This window comes from Planctomicrobium limosum (assembly GCF_051465645.1).
Lineage (GTDB): Bacteria > Planctomycetota > Planctomycetia > Planctomycetales > Planctomycetaceae > Planctomicrobium.
The window spans coordinates 3,094,065-3,114,750 of record NZ_CP195790.1; the positions used below are offsets into that span (position 1 = coordinate 3,094,065).

At 52.1% G+C, this 20,686-nt stretch carries 14 protein-coding genes; 9 read left to right on the top strand and 5 right to left on the bottom strand.

Annotated elements, in window-relative coordinates; genetic code table 11:
* Positions 1–81 precede the first annotated feature (81 nt).
* Complete coding sequence (locus SH527x_RS11580; RefSeq protein ID WP_437190834.1) at positions 82–846, bottom strand: PIG-L deacetylase family protein; 765 nt, start codon at positions 844–846, stop codon at positions 82–84.
* A 734-nt stretch (positions 847–1,580) separates the two neighbouring features.
* Here SH527x_RS11580 and SH527x_RS11585 point away from each other — a divergent pair.
* Both SH527x_RS11585 and SH527x_RS11590 read left to right on the top strand, forming a co-directional pair.
* Entirely contained in the window at positions 1,581–2,444 is an 864-nt protein-coding gene (locus tag SH527x_RS11585; RefSeq protein WP_437190835.1) for a radical SAM protein, read from the top strand.
* Positions 2,445–2,598: 154 nt separating this feature from the next.
* Positions 2,599–2,955, top strand: coding sequence for a DUF4339 domain-containing protein (locus SH527x_RS11590; RefSeq protein WP_437190836.1), 357 nt, complete (start codon positions 2,599–2,601; stop codon positions 2,953–2,955).
* Between the two features lie 58 nt (positions 2,956–3,013).
* On the opposite strand, the gene SH527x_RS11595 is transcribed toward SH527x_RS11590, so the two are convergent.
* On the bottom strand, positions 3,014–4,231 hold the full coding sequence (locus SH527x_RS11595; protein WP_437190837.1) for a hydrolase: 1,218 nt from the start codon (positions 4,229–4,231) through the stop codon (positions 3,014–3,016).
* 497 nt (positions 4,232–4,728) lie between these two features.
* Here SH527x_RS11595 and SH527x_RS11600 point away from each other — a divergent pair, with 497 nt between their 5' ends.
* The 3 genes from SH527x_RS11600 to SH527x_RS11610 all read left to right on the top strand — a co-directional run bounded on the left by SH527x_RS11600 (position 4,729) and on the right by SH527x_RS11610 (position 9,114).
* Positions 4,729–5,877 carry a BON domain-containing protein gene (locus tag SH527x_RS11600; RefSeq protein WP_437190838.1) on the top strand — a complete coding sequence of 383 codons (1,149 nt, stop codon included), beginning with the start codon at positions 4,729–4,731 and terminating at the stop codon, positions 5,875–5,877.
* A 672-nt stretch (positions 5,878–6,549) separates the two neighbouring features.
* Entirely contained in the window at positions 6,550–7,461 is a 912-nt protein-coding gene (locus tag SH527x_RS11605) for a hypothetical protein (RefSeq protein ID WP_437190839.1), read from the top strand.
* A 357-nt stretch (positions 7,462–7,818) separates the two neighbouring features.
* On the top strand, positions 7,819–9,114 hold the full coding sequence (locus SH527x_RS11610; protein WP_437190840.1) for a dicarboxylate/amino acid:cation symporter: 1,296 nt from the start codon (positions 7,819–7,821) through the stop codon (positions 9,112–9,114).
* 146 nt (positions 9,115–9,260) lie between these two features.
* Here SH527x_RS11610 and SH527x_RS11615 read toward each other — a convergent pair whose 3' ends face one another.
* Together SH527x_RS11615 and SH527x_RS11620 are read right to left on the bottom strand one after the other, a co-directional pair.
* Positions 9,261–9,809, bottom strand: a complete 549-nt coding sequence (locus SH527x_RS11615; RefSeq protein ID WP_437190841.1) for a Crp/Fnr family transcriptional regulator — start codon at positions 9,807–9,809, stop codon at positions 9,261–9,263.
* A gap of 106 nt (positions 9,810–9,915) precedes the next feature.
* A complete protein-coding gene (locus tag SH527x_RS11620; RefSeq protein WP_437190842.1) occupies positions 9,916–11,145 on the bottom strand; it encodes a Glu/Leu/Phe/Val family dehydrogenase in 1,230 nt (409 codons plus the stop codon).
* 430 nt (positions 11,146–11,575) lie between these two features.
* Here SH527x_RS11620 and SH527x_RS11625 point away from each other — a divergent pair, with 430 nt between their 5' ends.
* A complete protein-coding gene (locus tag SH527x_RS11625; RefSeq protein ID WP_437190843.1) occupies positions 11,576–12,700 on the top strand; it encodes a hypothetical protein in 1,125 nt (374 codons plus the stop codon).
* Between the two features lie 146 nt (positions 12,701–12,846).
* On the opposite strand, the gene secA is transcribed toward SH527x_RS11625, so the two are convergent.
* Positions 12,847–16,401, bottom strand: a complete 3,555-nt coding sequence (gene secA, locus SH527x_RS11630; protein WP_437190844.1) for a preprotein translocase subunit SecA — start codon at positions 16,399–16,401, stop codon at positions 12,847–12,849.
* Positions 16,402–17,391: 990 nt separating this feature from the next.
* On the opposite strand from secA, the gene SH527x_RS11635 reads away from it, so the two are divergent.
* The 3 genes from SH527x_RS11635 to mch all read left to right on the top strand — a co-directional run bounded on the left by SH527x_RS11635 (position 17,392) and on the right by mch (position 20,597).
* Positions 17,392–18,327 carry an FHA domain-containing protein gene (locus SH527x_RS11635; protein ID WP_437190845.1) on the top strand — a complete coding sequence of 312 codons (936 nt, stop codon included), beginning with the start codon at positions 17,392–17,394 and terminating at the stop codon, positions 18,325–18,327.
* A 253-nt stretch (positions 18,328–18,580) separates the two neighbouring features.
* Complete coding sequence (locus SH527x_RS11640; RefSeq protein WP_437190846.1) at positions 18,581–19,489, top strand: inositol monophosphatase family protein; 909 nt, start codon at positions 18,581–18,583, stop codon at positions 19,487–19,489.
* A gap of 142 nt (positions 19,490–19,631) precedes the next feature.
* Positions 19,632–20,597, top strand: a complete 966-nt coding sequence (gene mch / locus SH527x_RS11645; RefSeq protein WP_437190847.1) for a methenyltetrahydromethanopterin cyclohydrolase — start codon at positions 19,632–19,634, stop codon at positions 20,595–20,597.
* Positions 20,598–20,686: the final 89 nt, after the last annotated feature.

A 20,686-nucleotide genomic window follows, 5' to 3' on the forward strand; every position in this document is an offset into this window, starting at 1 on the left:
AGAACACCTACAAAAGAGAAGCCCCGGTCAACATGTTGCCGGGGCTTCTTTATTTCAATTCAATCTGGCTGCCGTAGAAGATTATTTCAGCAGTTCGAGCAACACATTGTCGTGTGGATATGGATGGCCGAGGTACTGGCGGAATCCTTCTCCGAATTGCACACCAATCTCTGCCCCGCGTTTTTCTGACCAGCGGCGGCAAGAATCGAGGTACTCATCCATACCGTGCTGACGACGGAGCCATTCACGCTGGCTTTCGTGGCAGGCGAGCATCTCAAGTTTCAGATCCATCGTCTTCGTGACATCGACCACGAAGTCGGCTGGAATCTGATTTCCGAACCAGTCAGTCCCTTCGATCGGGTCAACGAAGTACAACGCCGGGATGTGTTTTGTAAGCGGAGCTGGATCCCACTGCTCGGTTCTGAAATTCGGAACAGCAGCGCAGAAACAGGCTTCGCGAACCAGCTTACAGGTCGCTTCGTGGTCGTTCATATAGTCGACCGGAGGCGCAGTAATGATGATATCTGGTTGAGTCCGACGCAGGACTTCTGTCACTTTCCGACGGCCTTCGTTATTGACCTCAATCGCCAGGTCGCGGAATTCGAGACAGATGTAAGGAGCTCCCAGCAGGTCAGCTGCCCGCTTGGCTTCTGCGCGACGAACTGCGGCAATTTCATCTGCTCCGAGTTCTGCGCTCCCCTTGTCACCGGGAGTCATTGTCGCCAGGAAAATTTCGCAACCACGTTCTTTCAGAAGTGCCAGAGTCCCTGCACACTGCAATTCAATGTCATCAGGGTGAGCATGAATTGCAAGAATACGTGGAGGGCTACTCAGAGAAAAAGACATTCAATACCTCGGCAGAGATCGTTTTGAATCGAACGACTGAAACATCAAATCTGAATCGAGAGCCCGGGACGAACGCTATCTCTTATTAACTGACTGAAAATTGGCACCGTTAAGAAGAAATCTGGCTCATCAATTCGAGGTCATCTCGCCCCTGGAATCAGAATCGAGAGACTTTCACTGCAAGTATTTCGAGTTTTGATCCTGACGTCGAGTCTGTTAATCAGGAAGTTGAACAGATCATCGACGGAAATCCCCCAGAAAGAAAACTCACCGCAAACGGATGAGAATTCCCCTGATTTTCGCCAAACCCGAGCATTCACATGCATTGAATTTGATTGAAGTTCTGCGCAGATGAAGGCTTCCGTTCGAACACGTCCTCTTTATCGATTGAGACGACGATCACAGGCCAGACATATTCAAAGCACCTCGGAGAGCAGAGCGTTCGCTTAGGACAGGCAAATTTCCTGATTCAGCGTCGACTCACCCTGCTGCTCGAATATGATTGATGTTTCGGACGTGAATATTTTGGACTGAAGCGACAGGGATCTGCTTGCGGTTAAACGGCATCCGTCGTGAACTCAGTCAGACGCCTTCGCGCAATGACTCTATAGTCCCGGATGGCGTTCATAACGGCACGTATTTCAACAAAAGGAGAGATCCTTTTGACTTCCGTCCGTGTCTCACTCCGTAAAGTAGGCTCAGAACGTTATTCACACCCGCCGATTCGATGTTCTATGGCACAGCAAAGTATTGAACAGCACCGATCGCACTCCCGGAAATACGAACACAACAAGTTCGTCTATCCGGTGATCTCGCGGCGCAGTCACGGCCTGTCAATTGGTGTGAATCTGAACCCGGACAAGGTTTGCAACTTTGATTGCATCTATTGTCAGGTGGATCGACGCAGTGAAGCAGACCAGCGTTTTGTCGAGCTCGATCGACTGCTGAACGAAATCCGGGACATGCTGACACTGTGTGCATCCGGTGAAATCTTTGAAGATCCGAAGTTTGCCAGTGTCCCACCACATTTACGCCGCCTGAACGACATCGCGTTTTCAGGTGATGGAGAGCCGACGACGTTTCGCAATTTCGATGACATCATCGAGAAGGTCGCCGCACTGAAACGAGAGTTCAAGCTCGATACGGTCAAGATGGTCCTGATCACCAATGCCAGTATGTTTCATCGGGAACGCGTTCAGGCCGGTCTGGCAATTCTCGATCAGAATCAGGGCGAAATCTGGGCCAAGCTCGATGCCGGAACGGAAGAGTATTTTCAGCTCATTGACCGGACGAAGATTCCGTTTCAACGGATTCTGGACAACATCACCGTCGCCGCGTCCGTGCGACCGCTGGTCATTCAAAGTCTGTTCATGAATGTGGAAGGAGTCCCTCCGAGCGAATCCGAGATCGACGCCTACATTCAACGTATCAACGACATCATTCAGGCAGGCGGTCAATTGAAACTGGTTCAAGTCTATACTGTTGCCAGACAGCCTGCCGAGAGTTTTGTCACCTCACTCTCCAATGAACAGGTGGACGCGATCAGTCGGAAGTTGACAGAACGCACAGGAATCCTCGCTGAGTCATACTATGCATGAAGCCGCGTGTGCCTGATGTCGTCAGGAGCCGGAGTGCGAATCACTCCCCCTCCCTTCTCATCTTTACTGACGACTGTTCGAAGACCGCCACTTTGGTGTTCAGCCGAGATCGTCACTGATTCTCACCAGCGATCTCAGCGCTCTCGTATTGAAAATGCGACGTCTGAAATCCAGATGGTATTGCTTTACCGACGATGAAATCGGACCGTTCACACTCCGTGAGGTCGTCCAGCAATTCTCTCGCGGCGCCCTTCAACCCGGCGATCTCGTCCGGCGAGAAACCGAACTCGAATGGGAACGGATCGAAGCGGTCGCTGAGATCACACAGGCCGTCCAATGCCAGGAGCTCAGGAATCGTCCGCTGATTTACCGGCTGGCTGAGTCGAGCCTTCAGTTCTCCAAACGCTGGATTTGCTCTGGTGCACACATTGCTTTTCAACTCGCAATCTGGTGTCTCATTCTGAATGTGATCGGTCGATTGCTTTCGTTCATTCTCTCCCTGTTTCGATAATTCAACCACAATTCAACCGTAATACAGGGAGATCCAGGGGATCAGCATTTCAATTCCATCAGTCATATTCCCCATCGGCGAGCTTCATCAGAAACAACGCAGAAAGCTTCGCCCTTTCCACAAGACTCTCAAGCAAAACAAACTCTTCTGAGCTGTGAATGTTCCCCCCGCGAACGCCTAAGGTATCGACGTTGGGAATCCCGTACGCCGCCAGTCGATTCCCGTCGCAGACACCGCCACTTGATGTCCAGTTCAGTTCCATTCCGAGATTTTTCCCGCAGGTGTGGAATCGCTTCAGCATGCGTTCCAGTTCAGGCGTCATCAGCTTCGGAGGAGCCCGAAACAGACCGTCCAGCTTCATCTGTACGCCAAGCTCACTGGAAATGCCTGTCATGATCCTTTCGATCGACTCACGAATCTCTTCTTCGTGCTGCTGCTGACCATATCGAATGTTAAACCGAACAATTCCCAGGTCAGGCACCACATTGTTTGCAGCCCCGCCATCGATTCTGGCCACATTCAAAGTCAGATCTGGCAATTGTCCATTCAAGGCATTGAGTTCCACTGCAACTCGGGACGAAGCAATGATTGCGTTTCTGCCGAGATGAAAGTCACGGCCAGCATGCGCAGGCACTCCGTGAATAACGATCGCAAAGTTTCCGCTCCCTTTTCTGGTCGAAATCAATCCGCCGTGTGGGAGACTCGGTTCATAGAGCATGCCGAGTTGAACGCGTTTCGCAGCCGCTGCAAACAGAGCTGTTGAGCCCGGCGAACCAATTTCTTCATCGCTATTCAGGATGACATCCCAGCCAACGTCGTACTGGCTGTTCGCTTCAACAAATCGCTCAAACGCTCGCAGAGCAAACAGCAACACCACGATTCCGCCTTTAGCATCCGCCACGCCGGGACCACGTAATGTCACCGCATCTGTGCGTTCGACTTTCTGGAAAGAGGACTCTAATCCGTAAACGGTATCCATATGAATGGCGAGTAAGACCCGTTTCGCGGCGGAGTCTCGTTTCACTGCCACAACATTGGGCCCGAGATGAACTGGAACGGATTTCCCAACCACATCGATCTGTTCAAAGGGAGCCGCAGGTACGATTTGAACGTCGTCCGCCAGTTCAGAAAGCGTCCGGGACAGGATCTTGGCGAACTCTTCCAGCCCCAGGGGGTTAAATGTACCGGTGTTCAGATTCCCCCAGACCTTCACCAGTTCGGCCATTTGGTCCGCCTGCGAATCCAGCCATTCGAGCGCATCTCCATAACGCCCCATATTCTCTCCCCGGCCGATCAACAGGTGTTCACTGACGTTCGCGATTCAGGCTACCCGGTGAAAACTGTTCAGCCTGTTCACATAGTTCTAACCCATTCAGCAAATTGTAAAACCGCCTGATCTGGTGAAAGGTCTGATTCCAGAACGAAGCGTGAGACACAACGAACGTCTGTGAGCACTCTCCCCTTCTATATAGAGGGGGGACCTTGCGAACGCCGAACGATCCGATGCGATGAATAAAAACGGTTCCTAGCTATCACTAGCTTCTAAAACCACCACACCAACTTGCCCATTCCACCCACAATCAAGAATCGAAACACTCAACACAACCGTTTCAAGCGAAAAACACAGAATAACTCATTCTCAAGGCGAGAGTTTACCGATGACAAGGACAACATCATTCGATCGATTCCGCTCCGGGCGACCGGTGTGTCCGGCTCATGCAAACTGGTCGGGCGACGGAACACTCACATGTAAACGACTGAAGGAGTGAGTCCATGCTTCTGCCACGGAAATGGGCACTGAGCTTCGGACTGCTGGTTGCAGTACCGAGTGTCACAGTGGCTGGCCCGATGGAGTTCCGAAAAGGAACCGCGGATGCCGCTACGGCGTCACAAGATCGCGGGAACCAGGAAGTCGCCGATGAAATCGGTACTGCCCTTGGTAAAGCCCGCTTAAGTTACAAAGACGTACAGATCGAGTACCAGGGTGGTGTTGCCATCATCCGTGGTCAGATCAAAGACGCAACTCAGCGTGCAGCTGTGACCCGAATTGTTTCGGGGATCGCAGGTGTTCGCAGCGTCGAAAACCAACTGACTGTCATGGAAGCCGGCGGAACTGCAACTCGTCCAGTTGCAGCTGCCAGCCATGAAGCAGCGGCCGCACACACTGCCGCTTCTCCAATGGCCGCTCGCGGACGTGTTCAACAGGTCAGCAATGAAACAGGTGCACCTGTCAGCAATCAGGCTGTCGCACAGAACATTGCTGAAGCCCTCACATCCGCTGGATTGAGCGGCTACGATATCGAAATTCGATACAAAGACGGCGTTGCCAGCCTGATTGGACCAGTGGAAGCCCGAGAACAGGCAATGCTGGCTCACCGAGCCGCAGCCAGCGTTCCAGGCGTTCATCAGGTTCTGAACCAGCTGACCGTCAATGGTCGTCCAGCAATGCAGCAGACTGCTGCAGCTGGCCCAGGCTACGGTCCAGCTCCTGGTATGCCACAACGGGCAATGCCAGTCAGCCACCAGCAGCCAGGCATGCCACCACAAATGGCAATGGGTCAAGGGATGCCTCCACAGGGCATGCCACCACAAGGCATGATGCCACCGGGAATGCCTCCTCAAGGCATGCCACAGTACGGTCACATTCAGCAGACCGGGCATCACCAGATGTACAATCAGCCGAACATGCCGAACTACGCATGGCCAAGCTATGCTCCGTACGACAACTCGGCAGCGATTTCGTACCCGACTCAGTATGACGCCAGTGCATTCCCATACATTGGTCCATACTATCCATACCCGCAGGTTCCACTGGGCTGGCGTTCGTCCACCCTCGAATGGGACGACGGTCAATGGAGCCTGAAGTTCAGCTCAAAGACCGACCGCTGGTGGTGGTTCCTGAATCCACACAACTGGCACTAATTCAAACAGTCCATCGTGAAAAGGCGGCCGCTGCTGTTCAATTCAGAATTGATCACTCTGTCGCCTTCACAAATCACGATGAACGTTGAACTTTTAGCTTCCAGTTGATGCCCTCTCACCACTCCTGTTCTTCAGTGAGTCGTGAATGCGGTCTCCGTGTCGAATGATGAAACACCTCCCGGGTCTCCTCGGGAGGTGCTTTTCTATACTGACTGCACTTTGCCAGCCAGGTCATTTACGAACCTTTTCTCAGTATCGAATTTCGATATCAGGTTCTATGACTTCAGGCAGCATCGATCGCAATCGTCGCAATCACCAAACATCTATTCCCATATGTGTCGTTGGCTCTCCATCGTTTCGAATTGAAACCTCAACGACGATTCCGCAATCCATTCCCAGTTCAAGATAGGACTCAATTCGATCTCGTTGCCAGCAGCTCTCAAGGAACCTCAAACCCTGCAAAGAACGTGGCAGACGTTATCAATTCGAAGTCACTACTCTCTCGATGCCGCAGCAAATCCGGTCTTGAAAAACCGGTCTTTCCGTGAAATCAACCGGAAAGTAGACTGCCAACCCGTCTCCGTCTGCAGAGCACCCCCTCCGCATTGAATGGCCAACCGCCATCCTCCCCAGGACGGAACGCATCGACATCCAAGGAAGGAATCTGTCCCGATGTACCTAAATTTGAGTAAGGCCGGATGGTTAACAACCGCGCTGACTCTCTTTGCGTGCGTCCTCTCGCAATCTGTCAACGCACAGGAAGTGCGTTCGGCGATGGCTGGTGGATCAGGCGCTCAAGCTAATGGCCGCCCTGCTCCGATGGATGCCTCGGCCATTATCTCGCCTGAACTCGAAAAAATCCTGCAGACCTGGGAACAGAAATCCGGTCAAGTCAACCGGATGAAAGGCGAGTTCACCCGCATTGAATATGATCAAATCTTCACGACTGCAAAGTGCGCCGTTGGAAAGTACTGGTTTGAAAACCCAGACAAAGGTCGTATGGATTTCATGCCAGACCCAAACGCCAATGCGACACCAGCACGTCAGGTGACACGAGGCGACAAGACCTACAGCGTTCAGGCAGCTGAAGCACACTCGTGGATCTGCGATGGCGAACAGATTCTTGCCATCGACCTGGTCAAAAAAGAATACAACCGCATTCGCATTCCAGAACAGTATCGCGGAACCAAGATCAGCGATGGCCCATTGCCATTCCTCTTTGGAATGCAGGCTGCAAAAATCAAAGAACGCTACATTCTCGAATTGGGTTCCATGCACAACCCACAGCAGATCATTCACATCGTTGCCTACCCTAAGATGCAGGCTGAACAACGTGAGTATCGTGTCGCTGAAGTGCTGCTCGATCCTGTCGCCTACCTGCCAAAAGCGATTCAGCTGCAGGATCCAACCGGAAACAAGCAGACCGTGTATGTATTCACAAAGCATGATCAGGTGACTCTGCCGTTCCTGCCACCACCGGGCCCATTTCGCCCGCACATGATTGGATACAAAGTCATTCTTGATGAAGAATCAACTTCATCTCAGGATCGCGAAGCTAAAAAAGAAGGCATCATGATCCGATAAGCGATCACAGACTGCCCTAAGAATCAAATTCCAATTAGACACAGGCCGGAAGAAATCACTTCCGGCCTGTGTTTTTGTAGCTGTATGACTTTCCGGCTCTCTCTTTAAGAACTCTTCAATTGTCGAACGAAGACGATTCGGAAGTTTTCAGAATCGGTTTCCATTCACGCCTTTCCTCGACACGTTCAACACTTTAAATTGTCTCAACATCAAGCAAAGTTGATCATCCAGACGGGGCCAGCCAATGCTGAGCGATTCAGCATTTCAGGCATCGACATTGATGCTCCCTTGAGGTCACAGTCAGCGCACGACTGGAATGTTTGACCACGGCAGCAGCGAATTCACCGGGAAGACCAGATGACAGAAGCGGGAACGGGAACCAGTCGCGGACTCTGGAGTCGATGGACCGGCATTCCACTCTATCTTCGAATTCTGGGAGGCCTTTTCATTGGGGTCGCGATCGGGCTGATATTGGGTCCTAGGGCGGAGTTTCTTGAGGTCCCAGCGAAGATCATTCTGCAACTGCTCGGAGTTCTTGCTCCTCCGTTGATCTTTATTGCCGTCGTTCACGTCCTGATGACCACTGTCATTAAGCGTAACAAAGCTGCGAGGCTGGCATTTCTACTTATCCTCAACACCAGCGTCGCAATTTTCATTGGGCTTGCGGTGGCAAATGTTCTTCAGCCAGGAAAGCTCTCGAAGATCGGAAGCCCGACCGAGACCCTGAAGGAATTGGCCAAGAAAACACCAATGGAGCTCGTTATGGGGAATATCCCCAAGAGCTTGACCGGGCCGTTCGGCGATTCTCCAAACATTATCGGTGTCATTATCCTCGCACTTGCCGGGGGCCTTTCCATCCGAGAGTTGCGTTCCCGTCGCTCAATACCTCATCTGGAAGAACTGATCGAGAGCATCTATCAGATCCTTTTAATCGTCCTGCATTGGGTCATCCAGCTTGTCCCTTTCGGCGTTCTAGGGATCGTCGCCAGTATTGTCGGCACCAAAGGCTTCGCCCCCTTCTATGCATTGGGATACTTCATTGTCGCAGTGGTCTTCGCGTTGTTCCTTCAAACCTGCTGGTACATGATCAGAATCCGCTTGCACTCCTGGGCCAGCCCCAAAGAGGTTCTGCAAGCGATGCGTGATGCGCTCGTCATGGCGTTTTCGACAAGCAGTTCTACCGTCACGATGCCGTTGACTTACGAATGTCTTCACAAACGCCTCGGCGTTCGGGAAGAATCCGCAAGCATGGGAGCTTTGGTAGGAGCCAATTTCAATAACGATGGAACAGCATTGTATGAAGCAATGTCTGCGTTGTTCGTTGCACAACTGCTTGGAATTCAACTGTCAGGCTGGGAACAGGTACTTGTTGTTCTGACCTCAATACTCGCATCAGTCGGCGCAGCAGGAATTCCAGAGGCAGGACTCGTCACGATGACTCTCGTATTCACAGCAGTGGGGTTGCCGGTCGAATACATCGCGTTGCTGATTCCGGTAGACTGGTTCCTCGATCGTTGCCGCACCACGATTAACGTGTTGGGCGATGTGAACACCAGTTGCATGCTCGATGGGCCGGTCAAAGAGATCCCTGAACCTGAACTCGAACCATCAGAATCGATTCAGAATTTTTCAATCGTCACCGACGAAGTCTGACGTTTTTCATCTCCACGAACAGTTACAAGAACTGCGTGGATTCGCTCTAAGAATCAATGAAAGCGGTCTGGCTCTCCATCGGAACCAGACCGCTTTTCATTTCTCGCACGTGACTCAAAACAAACAGTAATGAGCAACAACTGAGCTTAGTCGAAGAGACTGGAGTACAGTTTGGACCGAAACTCCTGCCATTCGTGATACCCGTTGCGATCATTGGATCGTTCAACAAGCTCGCAGGTCCACTCGTCCATGCGCCGGAGTCTGTCGGAAACAACCCGAACGATGTTGACCACAATTTTGTGAGCGGCAGACGGACATTCCACACGAAGTTGCTCGTAGGAATCAAACATCAGCCGGATCGTTTCCACATGGTCAACAGCTCTGACCGATGCTGAATGAGCTTCAGCCTGGAGAAATGACATCTCCCCGAAGATGTTGGAAGGTTCAAGAGTCGCCAGTCGGCTCGAGCGATTCTGGCCGTGCTTAATGACTTCACACAACCCGTCCAGAATGATCCAGACTCCGTGGTACTTGTTTCCTTCGGTCAGAATCTCTTCGCCGGCCGAAAACCCTTCTGTCCGCATGTGCTGAAGACAGGCTTTTAATTCCTCAGTCGTCAACCCGGTCAACAATGGACTGCGTTCTATCACCGCACCAAAATTTTCAAGCACTCCCAATGGGTTCTGCTCAGGCATCGTCATCCCTCTCAAAGCCGCGAACAGGGTTCGCTTGGTGGTCTACGAGTATTGAAAAGACATCAATCGAATCAACCGTTTTGAAGCCAGCGTATTCAACGTCGATCTAGATCCCGCCAAGAACAGTCGCTCGACCGACACGACCAATTCCAAGAACATACGCGGCAGTTCTCAGGGAAATATTCTTCTCACTCGCAATCTTCCAGACATGATCAAAGCTCTCGGTCATGTTCTTCTCAAGTCGTTTTCGAACCTCTTCAAGCTCCCATTTGAAATGTTGTCGATTCTGCACCCATTCGTAGTAACTGACAGTCACACCACCAGCGTTTGCCAGGATGTCGGGAACGACAAGAATGCTATTCCGTTCAAAGATTGAGTCGGCATCGAATGTCGTTGGATTGTTCGCCGCTTCGACAATCAATCTGGCTTTGACCTCGTTGGCGTTGTCTGCAGTCAACACTCCCCCCAGTGCAGCCGGAATGAGGACATCGACATTTGCGGCCAGCAGTTCTGCATTCGAGATATTCACAGCGCCAGGGAAGTTGACGACGCTTCCTGTCTCAGCGGAGTGCTTCAGCAACGCAGGGATATCCAGTCCTTGGTCGTTCTGAATTCCACCATGCTGATCCGAAATAGCGACGATCTTCGCGCCTTGTGAATGCAGAATTCTGGCAGCATAACTTCCGACGTTACCGAACCCCTGAATCGCAATGGTTGAACTTTTCAGACTTCGTTTCAGACGTTCCAGCGCCGACTGGGTCACAATCGCGACACCACGTCCTGTGGCTTCTTCACGTCCTTCAACACCATGCAGTTCAACAGGTTTCCCAGTCACACAGGCAGGATTGAACCCATGATATTTCTCGTACTGGTTCATGAACCACGCCATGGTCTGCGAGTTCGTTCCCATGTCAGGAGCGGGGATGTCCTGATCAGGCCCAACAACTTCATGAATCTCATCGACAAATTTTCTGGTGATGCGTTCAATCTCCCGCTGACTGAACATTGAAGGATCAATTCCAATCCCTCCCTTGGCACCTCCATAGGGAATGTTGACCACGGCAGCTTTCCAGGTCATCAACGAAGCGAGGGCTCGCACTTCCTCGGCATCAACTTCTGGATGATATCGCAGCCCCCCTTTCATCGGTCCCCGTGATTTATCATGCTGGACCCGATACCCCATGAAGGTCGCAATCTGTCCATCATCCCGTTCAATCGCGATCTGGACTTTCACCTCTCGTAACGGTGTTCCCAACAATTGGCGCATGTTGGATGAAAGGCCTACCGTATCTGCCGCAATATGGAAATAGCGGTCCGCAGATTCATTCGCATTCATTTCGTTCCTCGCTCTCCTGCCAGGATCACATGAATCGAGATCAGGTTGATCTATTACAATGATGTTATGGGCTGATTCAGACACCGAAACACCGTAGACACTGCTGTCACAATCTTATGCGTCTCACACCATTGAGGCGATGCCTTTCTGACGCCGAATCTCCGCGATCCGTTCATGAACTCTGGTATTCACGCATTTTCCTGTTGAACAGCAAACGCAGGCAAAGCAGAAAGCGGTGCTTCTTACTGAAAAGTCATCGAAAACGAGGCGTGTTCAGCTTCCATACAAACAACGCACAATCCAAATCTGTCAGAAAAGCCCAGGATTCTCCCCAATTTCCAGACAGCATTTGACCGCCGACTCAGAACTCCACACACTGAAAATTATGAATTGATGCAAAGCAACACATGAGTCCGTCAAAGGGATTACCATGAAACTGTCGAGATATCAGACAACAACTATCATGACCGCCTGGCTGATGGCGTTTCTCCTTTCCGCGTCAATTTTCGCTGATGTCGGTCCTGCCGCTGCTCCACTGAAGTCGTCCATCAGAAAGGGAATTGCGTTTCTGAAAACAACTCAGTCAGAAGACGGCACATGGACATCTTCGACCTCCATCGGAATCACTGAGCTCGTCACTTACTCATTGCTGATCAACGACGTCTCTGCGGATGATGAGGTTGTGCAACGAGGGTTGAAGGTGATCGAACGTCATATTCAACCGGACGGCGGAATCTATTACCCGAAGTCCAACCACAAAAACTATGAAACATCTCTCGCGGTCATGACGCTGACCAACGCCAACGCCGATGGACGTTACAACGACACCATCAGTAAAGCGGTGAACTACCTGAAAGAGATCCAATGGGACGAAGGAGAGATTGGCGACAAGTCTCACACGTCCTTCGGAGGAGCCGGATACGGTTCTCACTCCCGCCCGGATCTTTCAAACACCACGTTCTTTCTTGAAGCAATGCAGGCGGCTGGAATTTCCTCACATGACACGTCTGTCCAGAATGCACTGGTCTTTATTTCACGCTGCCAGAACCGTGAATCCGAGCACAACACCACAGAAAATGCAGGAAAAGTGAACGACGGTGGGTTCTATTACACTCCAGCAAATGGCGGGAGTTCACAAGCAGGGACAACACCAGATGGGGGTCTCCGCTCATACGCCAGCATGACCTACGCAGGGTTGAAAAGCATGCTCTACGCAGGGGTCAGCCCCGACGACCCGCGAGTCAAAGCGGCAAGCGACTGGCTCAAACAATTCTACAGTGTGAAAGAGAACCCCGGCATGGGCCAACAGGGACTCTATTACTACTACCAGATGTTTGCCAAAACGCTGGACACACTGGGAAGCGATGTCTTCATTGATGCCTCTTCCGTTAAGCACGACTGGCGGAAGGATCTGGCAGAGCAACTCTTCTCAGAACAGAAGCCTAACGGCAGTTGGAGCAACGTGAATGAACGCTGGTACGAAGGAGACCCAAACCTGGCGACAGCGTATGCATTGATTGCACTCTCGAAATGTCAGGCTCCGAAAGGCCGATAGTTTGCCCAGCAATTGAGAGGCAAACCCGTTGATCAAACGAGAAGAGGGCGGCAGACCATGATGTCTGCCGCCCTCTTACTGTGTCATCCTGCTTGTCAGTCAAATCAATTGGTCTGACTGACAAACGTCTTCAATACCAAAATCCGTTACTGATCGGACCCGTGACATTTCTTGAACTTCTTGCCACTTCCACACGGACAAAGATCGTTTCGTCCAACCTTGTCATCGAAGTTGCGAATCGTCTTCACAGATTGACTTGATTCACCTGCTGATTCAGATCCATCCGGGCCTGACTCTTCATATTCTTCGATTGCAGCACGAGCCTGTGTGTGCTGTGCACTGGAGTTGGCCCACAACGAATCGAGGAACTGAGGAGAACTTTCGGATTCGAGACGGAATACCGCCGAAGTCGACTGCTCGGCAATGCGTTCCCACATCTGCTCGAAGGCTTTCATCCCCTGTCGTTTGTACTCGACCTTCGGATCCTTCTGAGCATAGCCGACGAGCCCAATTCCGGACCGCAAATGGTCCATGTAATACAGGTGCTCTTTCCAGGCGTGATCCAGCATCTCCAGCAACAGGTAACGCTCTGCCTGTCCCAATTCCGGACGGTAGAGATCATCGATGCGCTGCAGACAGTACTGACGTGCCTGCGCATTTGTAAGATTCTCAAGCTCGTTCAGTTCCAGTTGAATGCGGAACTTGCTTCGCAGGAAATCTGAAAATGCCTTGGCCGACGCCGGGGTGACCTTGGCGTTCTCCAAATCCCCGAAGGAACGCTCCAGAGCTGGCTCAAGGGCGTCAAATGATCCCGTCGCTGGATAGAATTCACGACTGCGATCCGCCAGAGTCTCTGCAATCTGAGGACGTTCTTTTTCCTTCAGATCATCTTCTGTCAGATTCGTTTCGAACCGCTTATTTGCCCACTGAATCAATCCCGCCCGATCCACTTGTGGTCCGGATTCCAGATAGCGATTCATCCCGACGGCGACCGGGAAACGAACTTCACGGTCATGGTAACGCTCGCGGACTCGCTGCAGGACAGCCGGCAATGCAGTATTCGCATCATCAAAAGCCAGCAATTCTTCCGGAGTCATTTCAACACCGAAGTGATGACGCAGCCATCCGGACAGTTGTTTCTGCCCGAAGTCCGCTGCCAGAATCATATCGAGTGCCGAGTAATCGAAGCGTTCAATCGCCTCATCTGCCCGATTCTGCAGGTACCGTGCGATCTCGTCCCGGTCAAATTCCCCTTCCGGCAATTCTCCTCTGGCCACCTTTCGCAACTCGCGATCGTTCAGGTTCAACCCGAACATGCGGTTTGCCCAGTTGGCGAGTGTCTGCCAGTTCCAGTCCCGAGAATCCATGTCTTTCGGAAGATTCTCGTCGATCTGTTCTTCGATGACTCCAGCCGCCTGGCTGCTGGCTTCGCCGCTCAAGAACGTGACCATCTGGCCTTTGTCCATGTCACGCAAATCGCGAGCATCGACAGTGATTCCCATGCTTTGCCCGGCAAACGCAGCGGCGGTTTCCCAACGGTACTGCGGTTTCAGGAACTCAAGTGCCCATTTGGTCACCTGCTTATCGAGCATGTCCAGAATCAGCTCGCGGCAATTATTTCCATCCAGAATTCGCTGACGGTAGGTATAGACCTCTTTACGCTGGTGGTCCATCACTTCGTCATATTCGAGCAGGTGCTTACGCGACTCGAAGTGGCGTTCTTCGACCCGCTTTTGTGCCTTCTCGATCTGGCTGGTCACCGACCAGTGTTCAATCGATTCCCCTTCCTGCATACCGAGCCAGGAGAGCATCGCTTTCACTTTGTCGCCAGCAAAAATTCGCATCAGGTCGTCTTCCAGAGAAAGGAAGAAGCGACTTGAACCTGGATCACCCTGACGACCAGCACGACCTCTCAACTGCAAGTCGATACGTCGGGAATCGTGGCGTTCAGTTCCGACCACATGGAGACCGCCGAGTTCCGCAACTTTACGGCCTTCGACTTTCATCCCTTCCCGTTGAGCAATCTGATCGGCCAGTTCGTCCCATTCCTGTTTTGGCACATCGAGACGGGAAGCGTATTTGTTCTTCAGCTGTTCCCATGCCATGTGTTCGGCGTTACCGCCCAGAATAATATCTGTTCCGCGACCGGCCATGTTTGTGGCGATCGTCACTGCATTCAGACGTCCGGCCTGAGCAACGAACTCGGCTTCGCGTTCGTGATATTTCGCATTGAGAACAGCGTGCTTCACGCCACGTTTTCCGAGCAACGAACTCAGGCGTTCACTCTTCTCAATCGAAACCGTTCCGACCAGAATCGGTCGGCCGGACTTATGCACTTCGACAATCTCATCAACAACCGCGTTCCACTTTTCACGTTCAGTACGATAGACAACGTCCTGATAGTTGATGCGCTGACTTGGGCGGTTCGTTGGAACGGCAACCACACCCAACTTGTAGATCTTGTGGAACTCGTTTGCTTCTGTCATCGCGGTACCGGTCATACCGCCGAGCTTTTTATAAAGTTTGAAGTAGTTCTGAAGCGTGATGGTCGCCATGGTCTGCGACACTTCTTTCACGCGAACGCCTTCTTTGGATTCAACGGCCTGATGCAGTCCGTCGCTCCATTGTCGACCTGGCATCTTACGACCAGTGTGCTCGTCGACGATGACCACTTCGCCATTCTCAACGACGTAATTCACATCGCGTCGATACAGGTTGTGTGCCTTCAATGCATTATCGATCAGGTGTGGCCACTCCATATTCCCTGCGGAATAGAAGCTCTCAACACCGACCAGTCCTTCCGCACGACGAACCCCTTCATCGGTCAGATGGCAGCTGTGTTCTTTCTCTTTCACTTCGAAGTCACGGTCACGCACGAGCTGGCGGGCAATACGGTCAGCACGAGGATACTTTGTCACATCGTCGTGAGCCGGACCGGAAATGATCAGCGGAGTTCGTGCCTCATCGATCAGGATGTTGTCGATTTCGTCGACGATCGCAAAATCCAACGGGCCCTGCACCTGAAGCCGATTTGTTGGCTTCATGTTATCGCGAAGATAGTCGAACCCAAACTCGTTGTTTGTTCCGTAGGTGATGTCCGCGGCATATTCTTTCTGCCGCTCTTCTGGCCGCATCTGGGATTGAATCGCTCCCATGGTCAGGCCGAGCCCCATGTGCAACGGCCCGATCCATTCCATATCGCGTTTCGCGAGATAGTCGTTCACCGTAACGACGTGAACTTTGCCAACCAGTGAATTCAGATAGGCCGGAAGAGAAGCAACGAGTGTCTTTCCTTCCCCGGTCATCATTTCAGCGATCTTGCCCTGGTTGAGGATATATCCCCCGACCATCTGGACATCGTAGTGCCGCATCTGCAGATAACGGACACTCGACTCGCGCACTGCAGCGAATGCTTCAGGGAGAACATCGTCCAGAGTTTTCCCGTCTGCGATTTTCTTCTTGAGCCGATCTGTCGTTGCCAGAAGTTCGCCTTCAGACAACTTCTTCATGTCCGGCTCGAGTGAGTTGATCCGATCCAGAACCGAACCTGGGATGACTCGAGAACTTCCGTCTCGTTCTCGAATGAATCCGGTTGCTCGAACTTCACGTTCGTTGGCGGATCCGAATACCCCCCGAATCATCCTCTCAATAACTGCGGTGATTGAGTTAAAAAAATCACCCAGACGATCCATAAAATCCATGATATTGATCCAGGACGTTCCGTGACGGCTTCGTCAGCATTGTGCTTCGAACAATCGAAGCCTCAAAATTATTACGACGAAAGCCATCCTGACATGACCGCCGGGCCGCAACTCTGGCACGATGGGATCACCAAAGTCCAGAGGAAACGGGCAGAGTCGAATTCGAATGCAGACATCATGCGCGATCCATTTGCGATCGTCGCAACACACGTGCATGGTAAAGTTTATTTTTACCGCAAAAACCGGTCAACCCGCCCCTGCGTTTTCACAAGCGGCAATACACGTAATTGCAACTCAGGTCTGCTGAAGTGGCAAGCATTGCCTGTTCGTGGGCCAGATCGAGGCACTCTGCCAGTCGCCTGACGGCATCAGCACGAAAAGTGATCACGCGAGATTCCGGTCGAAATGTCCGGCGTTTTGCTGCTGAATCATCGCTTTAGCAGATATCCCACCAAGGAATAACGCATTTGTAATGCGATGTTCTTTACCTGCACCGGTATGATTTCGACATCTTTCATTCCGACGCAGTGTCCGACAAATTCACGCAACAACAAACTCGCACGCGATCCATTCATAGAAACTCAGTAGTCTTGAGCACACAACGACATCGCATCGATTTGCAACACTTCGCTACTGAATCGGTGACGGATCGTCCATTTTTTGCATTTTAACGAATAAAATCGGCCGGTTTTCGTCGAGTGAGTGTTTATACGCTACATGATTTGCCTACGAAGAAATTGACAGCGTCAGGGCAACTGCGGTAACATTACCACGTATTACCTTTCTTTGATCGATCATACTCCGTTAGCAATCAGTACTGTATCAATATTGAAGAGAGGCCTATCCGCAATAATTTCTCCTTTGGCTCCCTGTTGATGTCATACTTGGTCAGGGGCCATGCAATGGGACTCTCACCTGAGTCATTCGGAAGAGCGTTTGTTACGCCGACGGAATGGCTTGCGGATGTTTGGACAAACGGAGCGTAAGTCCATGCAACAAGCCGAATTAAGTGTCGTGTCAGGTAAGCAGGCAGGGGCTGTGATCCCGCTGCCACAAGGGAAGTTCTTGATTGGTCGCGAGGAAGATTGTCATCTTCGGCCAAACAGTGAGCTTGTCAGTCGTCATCACTGCGTCTTCACTGTCGACGAATTCACCGTCCGCCTTCGAGATCTCGGAAGCACGAACGGAACGCTCGTCAATGGCGAGAAAATTCGCGGAGGCGTCGTTCTCAACTCCGGCGACATCGTTTCAATTGGCAAAATTGAGTTCCGGGTTGTCATCAAAATCACCGAAAGCGATACCGCAACAAACATTGCGATCGCCAATGACACCCAGTTGATCTCCAGCGGCGGCACCTCTGCTGACCTTCCAGTCACGCCTGCCCCAACTGTTAACGGCGTGCTCGGCGGATCATCTTTTGAGATTCCGACCTCGAGTGAAACTCTCACTGACGTCCCGATGGTTCCACAACCCGGACTGTCAAATTACTACATGCCAACTGTCGGCGCTCCTCCTGGTGCGGAAAACCAGTTTGCTCCGCCGGGCGGTCCGGGAATGCCACCGCAGATGGGGTATCCACCAATGGGATATCCTCAGATGATGCCATATGGATACCCTGGTTACCCACAAATGTATGGGCAGCCGATGATGGGATATCCACAGATGCCGCAGGGCTATCCGCAAATGCCGATGGCAGAACCTGCAACGGCGCCTGTCGAAGCGGCGACTGAATCCTCTGTCCCGTCCCCGCCGGTCAAGCTGCCTGATCCATCTGAAACTGGCGCAAAAGCACCGGCTCCAAAACCAGTTGCTGCTCCAGCCGGAGAAGGAAAGACCGCTGAGGCCAAAGCGAAGGAAGAAGCTCCGAAACGAGCGGAAGACATTATTCAGCAATACCTTAAACGTCGTCCCACAACCGGGGGCTAAGTCGAATTTCACAAGCTGGAAAGAAAGCGTCGACTGACTTTCCGACTTGTGAAGGACACTTTGTGCCCCAGAAGTCGCTGGCCGATTCAAATACTCATAGGCGTTTGTGTCATCACAAACGCCTATGTCATTTTCACCCCGAAGTTCGTCACACGGGGAGAACACAACACCTGAAGGTACGATGGACTTGTCCGACAACTCAATGTCGACAATCTCACCGTACCTTCTTTGCTTTGGACCTGTTTGTTCTATCATGTCCCGTCCCCGCAGTTTCGGTGAGCGGGGACAGACAATCAAACGCAATGCATCATTGGCACCTGCGCCACAGAACCGGGACCTTCAGGGTAAAGACAGCCGCATGATCGACTTTAACGCCGTTCAAGAACGCCTTCTGGCTGCTCTGGAATTCTCAGCACATGCTGACCAACTCGTGATGTCGTATTACGGCGAAGCCGGTCTGAAGGTGGAACTCAAACAGGACCAGTCTCCAGTGACAGCTGCCGATCGCGAGGCAGAAGACCTGTTGCGTCAACGACTGCTTGAAATGTTTCCCCGTGACACCGTGAAAGGGGAAGAATTTGGCGAGACACTCGGCGACAGTGGATACCGTTGGATTCTTGATCCCGTGGATGGAACCAAGTCGTTCGTGCATCAGGTTCCTCTGTTCGGCATGTTGATCGGGTTGCAGTATCAAGGCGAAAGCATTGCCGGCATCTGTCGCCTGCCCGCCACTCGCGAAGTCGTCTACGCCTCACGCGGACAAGGAGCCTGGTGGCAACAGGGAGACTCCGCTCCTGTTCGCGCTGAAGTCACCACGACCGCTGCACTCAAAGACTCCCTGTTTTGCTATACCGCTGTCGAGGGTTTCCAACAGATTGACCGAATCGACGTCCTCGACAACATGGCAAAGCAATGCCGCCTGTCACGAGGCTGGGGAGACTGCTATGGCCACATGCTTGTCGCAACCGGCCGTGCCGACCTGATGATTGATCCTCTGCTGGAAGAATGGGATGCTTGTGCGCTGATTCCAATCGTGGAAGAAGCAGGGGGCGTTTTCATGGACTGGACCGGACGTTCAACTGCCGTGGGTGGCAATGGAATCTCTCTGACGCCGAAACTCAAATCCGCAGTTGAGGCCGTGATCGCTCCGACTTCCAGATAAGCCCACTCGCAGCGAGTGAAGGAATTCAACTCCGTTCTCACCGCCCTGCCACGATAACCGACGCCGAAATTCAACGACACTTTGCAAACCGCCAGCAACTCATTGTCCTTCCCTTGGAGGGACGCCGGATGGATCAGTTCCCGTGGAAGATGAATCAAAAGAATCCGCATTGAATGATCTCGCCTGGGATCTTGTTCACCAGCTCATGAACCGACAGGATGAGCTTCGCATTGAAGAAATCTCCGGTTTCAGCCCCGGCGTTGTGCTGGACTTTGGCGTTGATTCACCTGGCGGTATCGCCGCTGGTCTCGCGCTCGCGGAAATCTGCATGTGCGGACTCAGCGATGTCACCATGTCACAGGGGACTCTGGCAGGACTCGGTTGGCCGATGTTGCAGGTGCAGACAGATTCTCCTGTCGAAGCCTGTCTACTGAGCCAGTACGCTGGCTGGAAAATCAAAACAGAAGAGTACTTCGCAATCGGCTCCGGCCCCATGCGTGCTGCCGCCGCACGAGAAGAACTCTTCCAAAGGCTGGAGTATCAGGAACACCCAGACGGTGTTGTCGGAATCCTCGAAAGCAGTTCGCTTCCTGGCCCTGACATCATTGAACTGATCGCCAAGGACTGCAACGTTCCACCAGATCAGGTTGCCCTGCTTGTCGCGCCGACAACAAGCTTGCCTGGGACAATGCAGGTCGTTGCCAGAAGCATTGAAACCGCTCTGCACAAACTTCTCGAACTTGATTTCGATATCACCAGAGTCGATGCAGCGATCGGGATCGCTCCGATTCCGCCAGTCGGTGCAGACGAACTTGTCGCCATCGGTCGGACGAATGATGCGATACTCTATGGCGCTCGCGTCACGCTCTGGGTCACCGGTGACGACGAATCCATTGAAGAATTAGGCCCCAGAATTCCGTCCTCAAGCTCGCCTCAATACGGGAAGCCGTTTCTCGAATTATTCGAAGCGGCCGGCAAAGACTTTTACCAGATGGATCCTTTGCTCTTCAGCCCGGCTCAGGTTGTTTTGCAGAACACCGAAACCGGTCGGGTCCATTATTTCGGGCAGATCAATGAAGAGATCCTGAAGCAATCTTTTGGGTTGTAAGACAATCACTTCAACAAACAGTTCCGGCGTTGCAGATGATCCTATTCCTTTCTGAATTGATGACATGCAGGAAGCTGGTGCGATTTCTG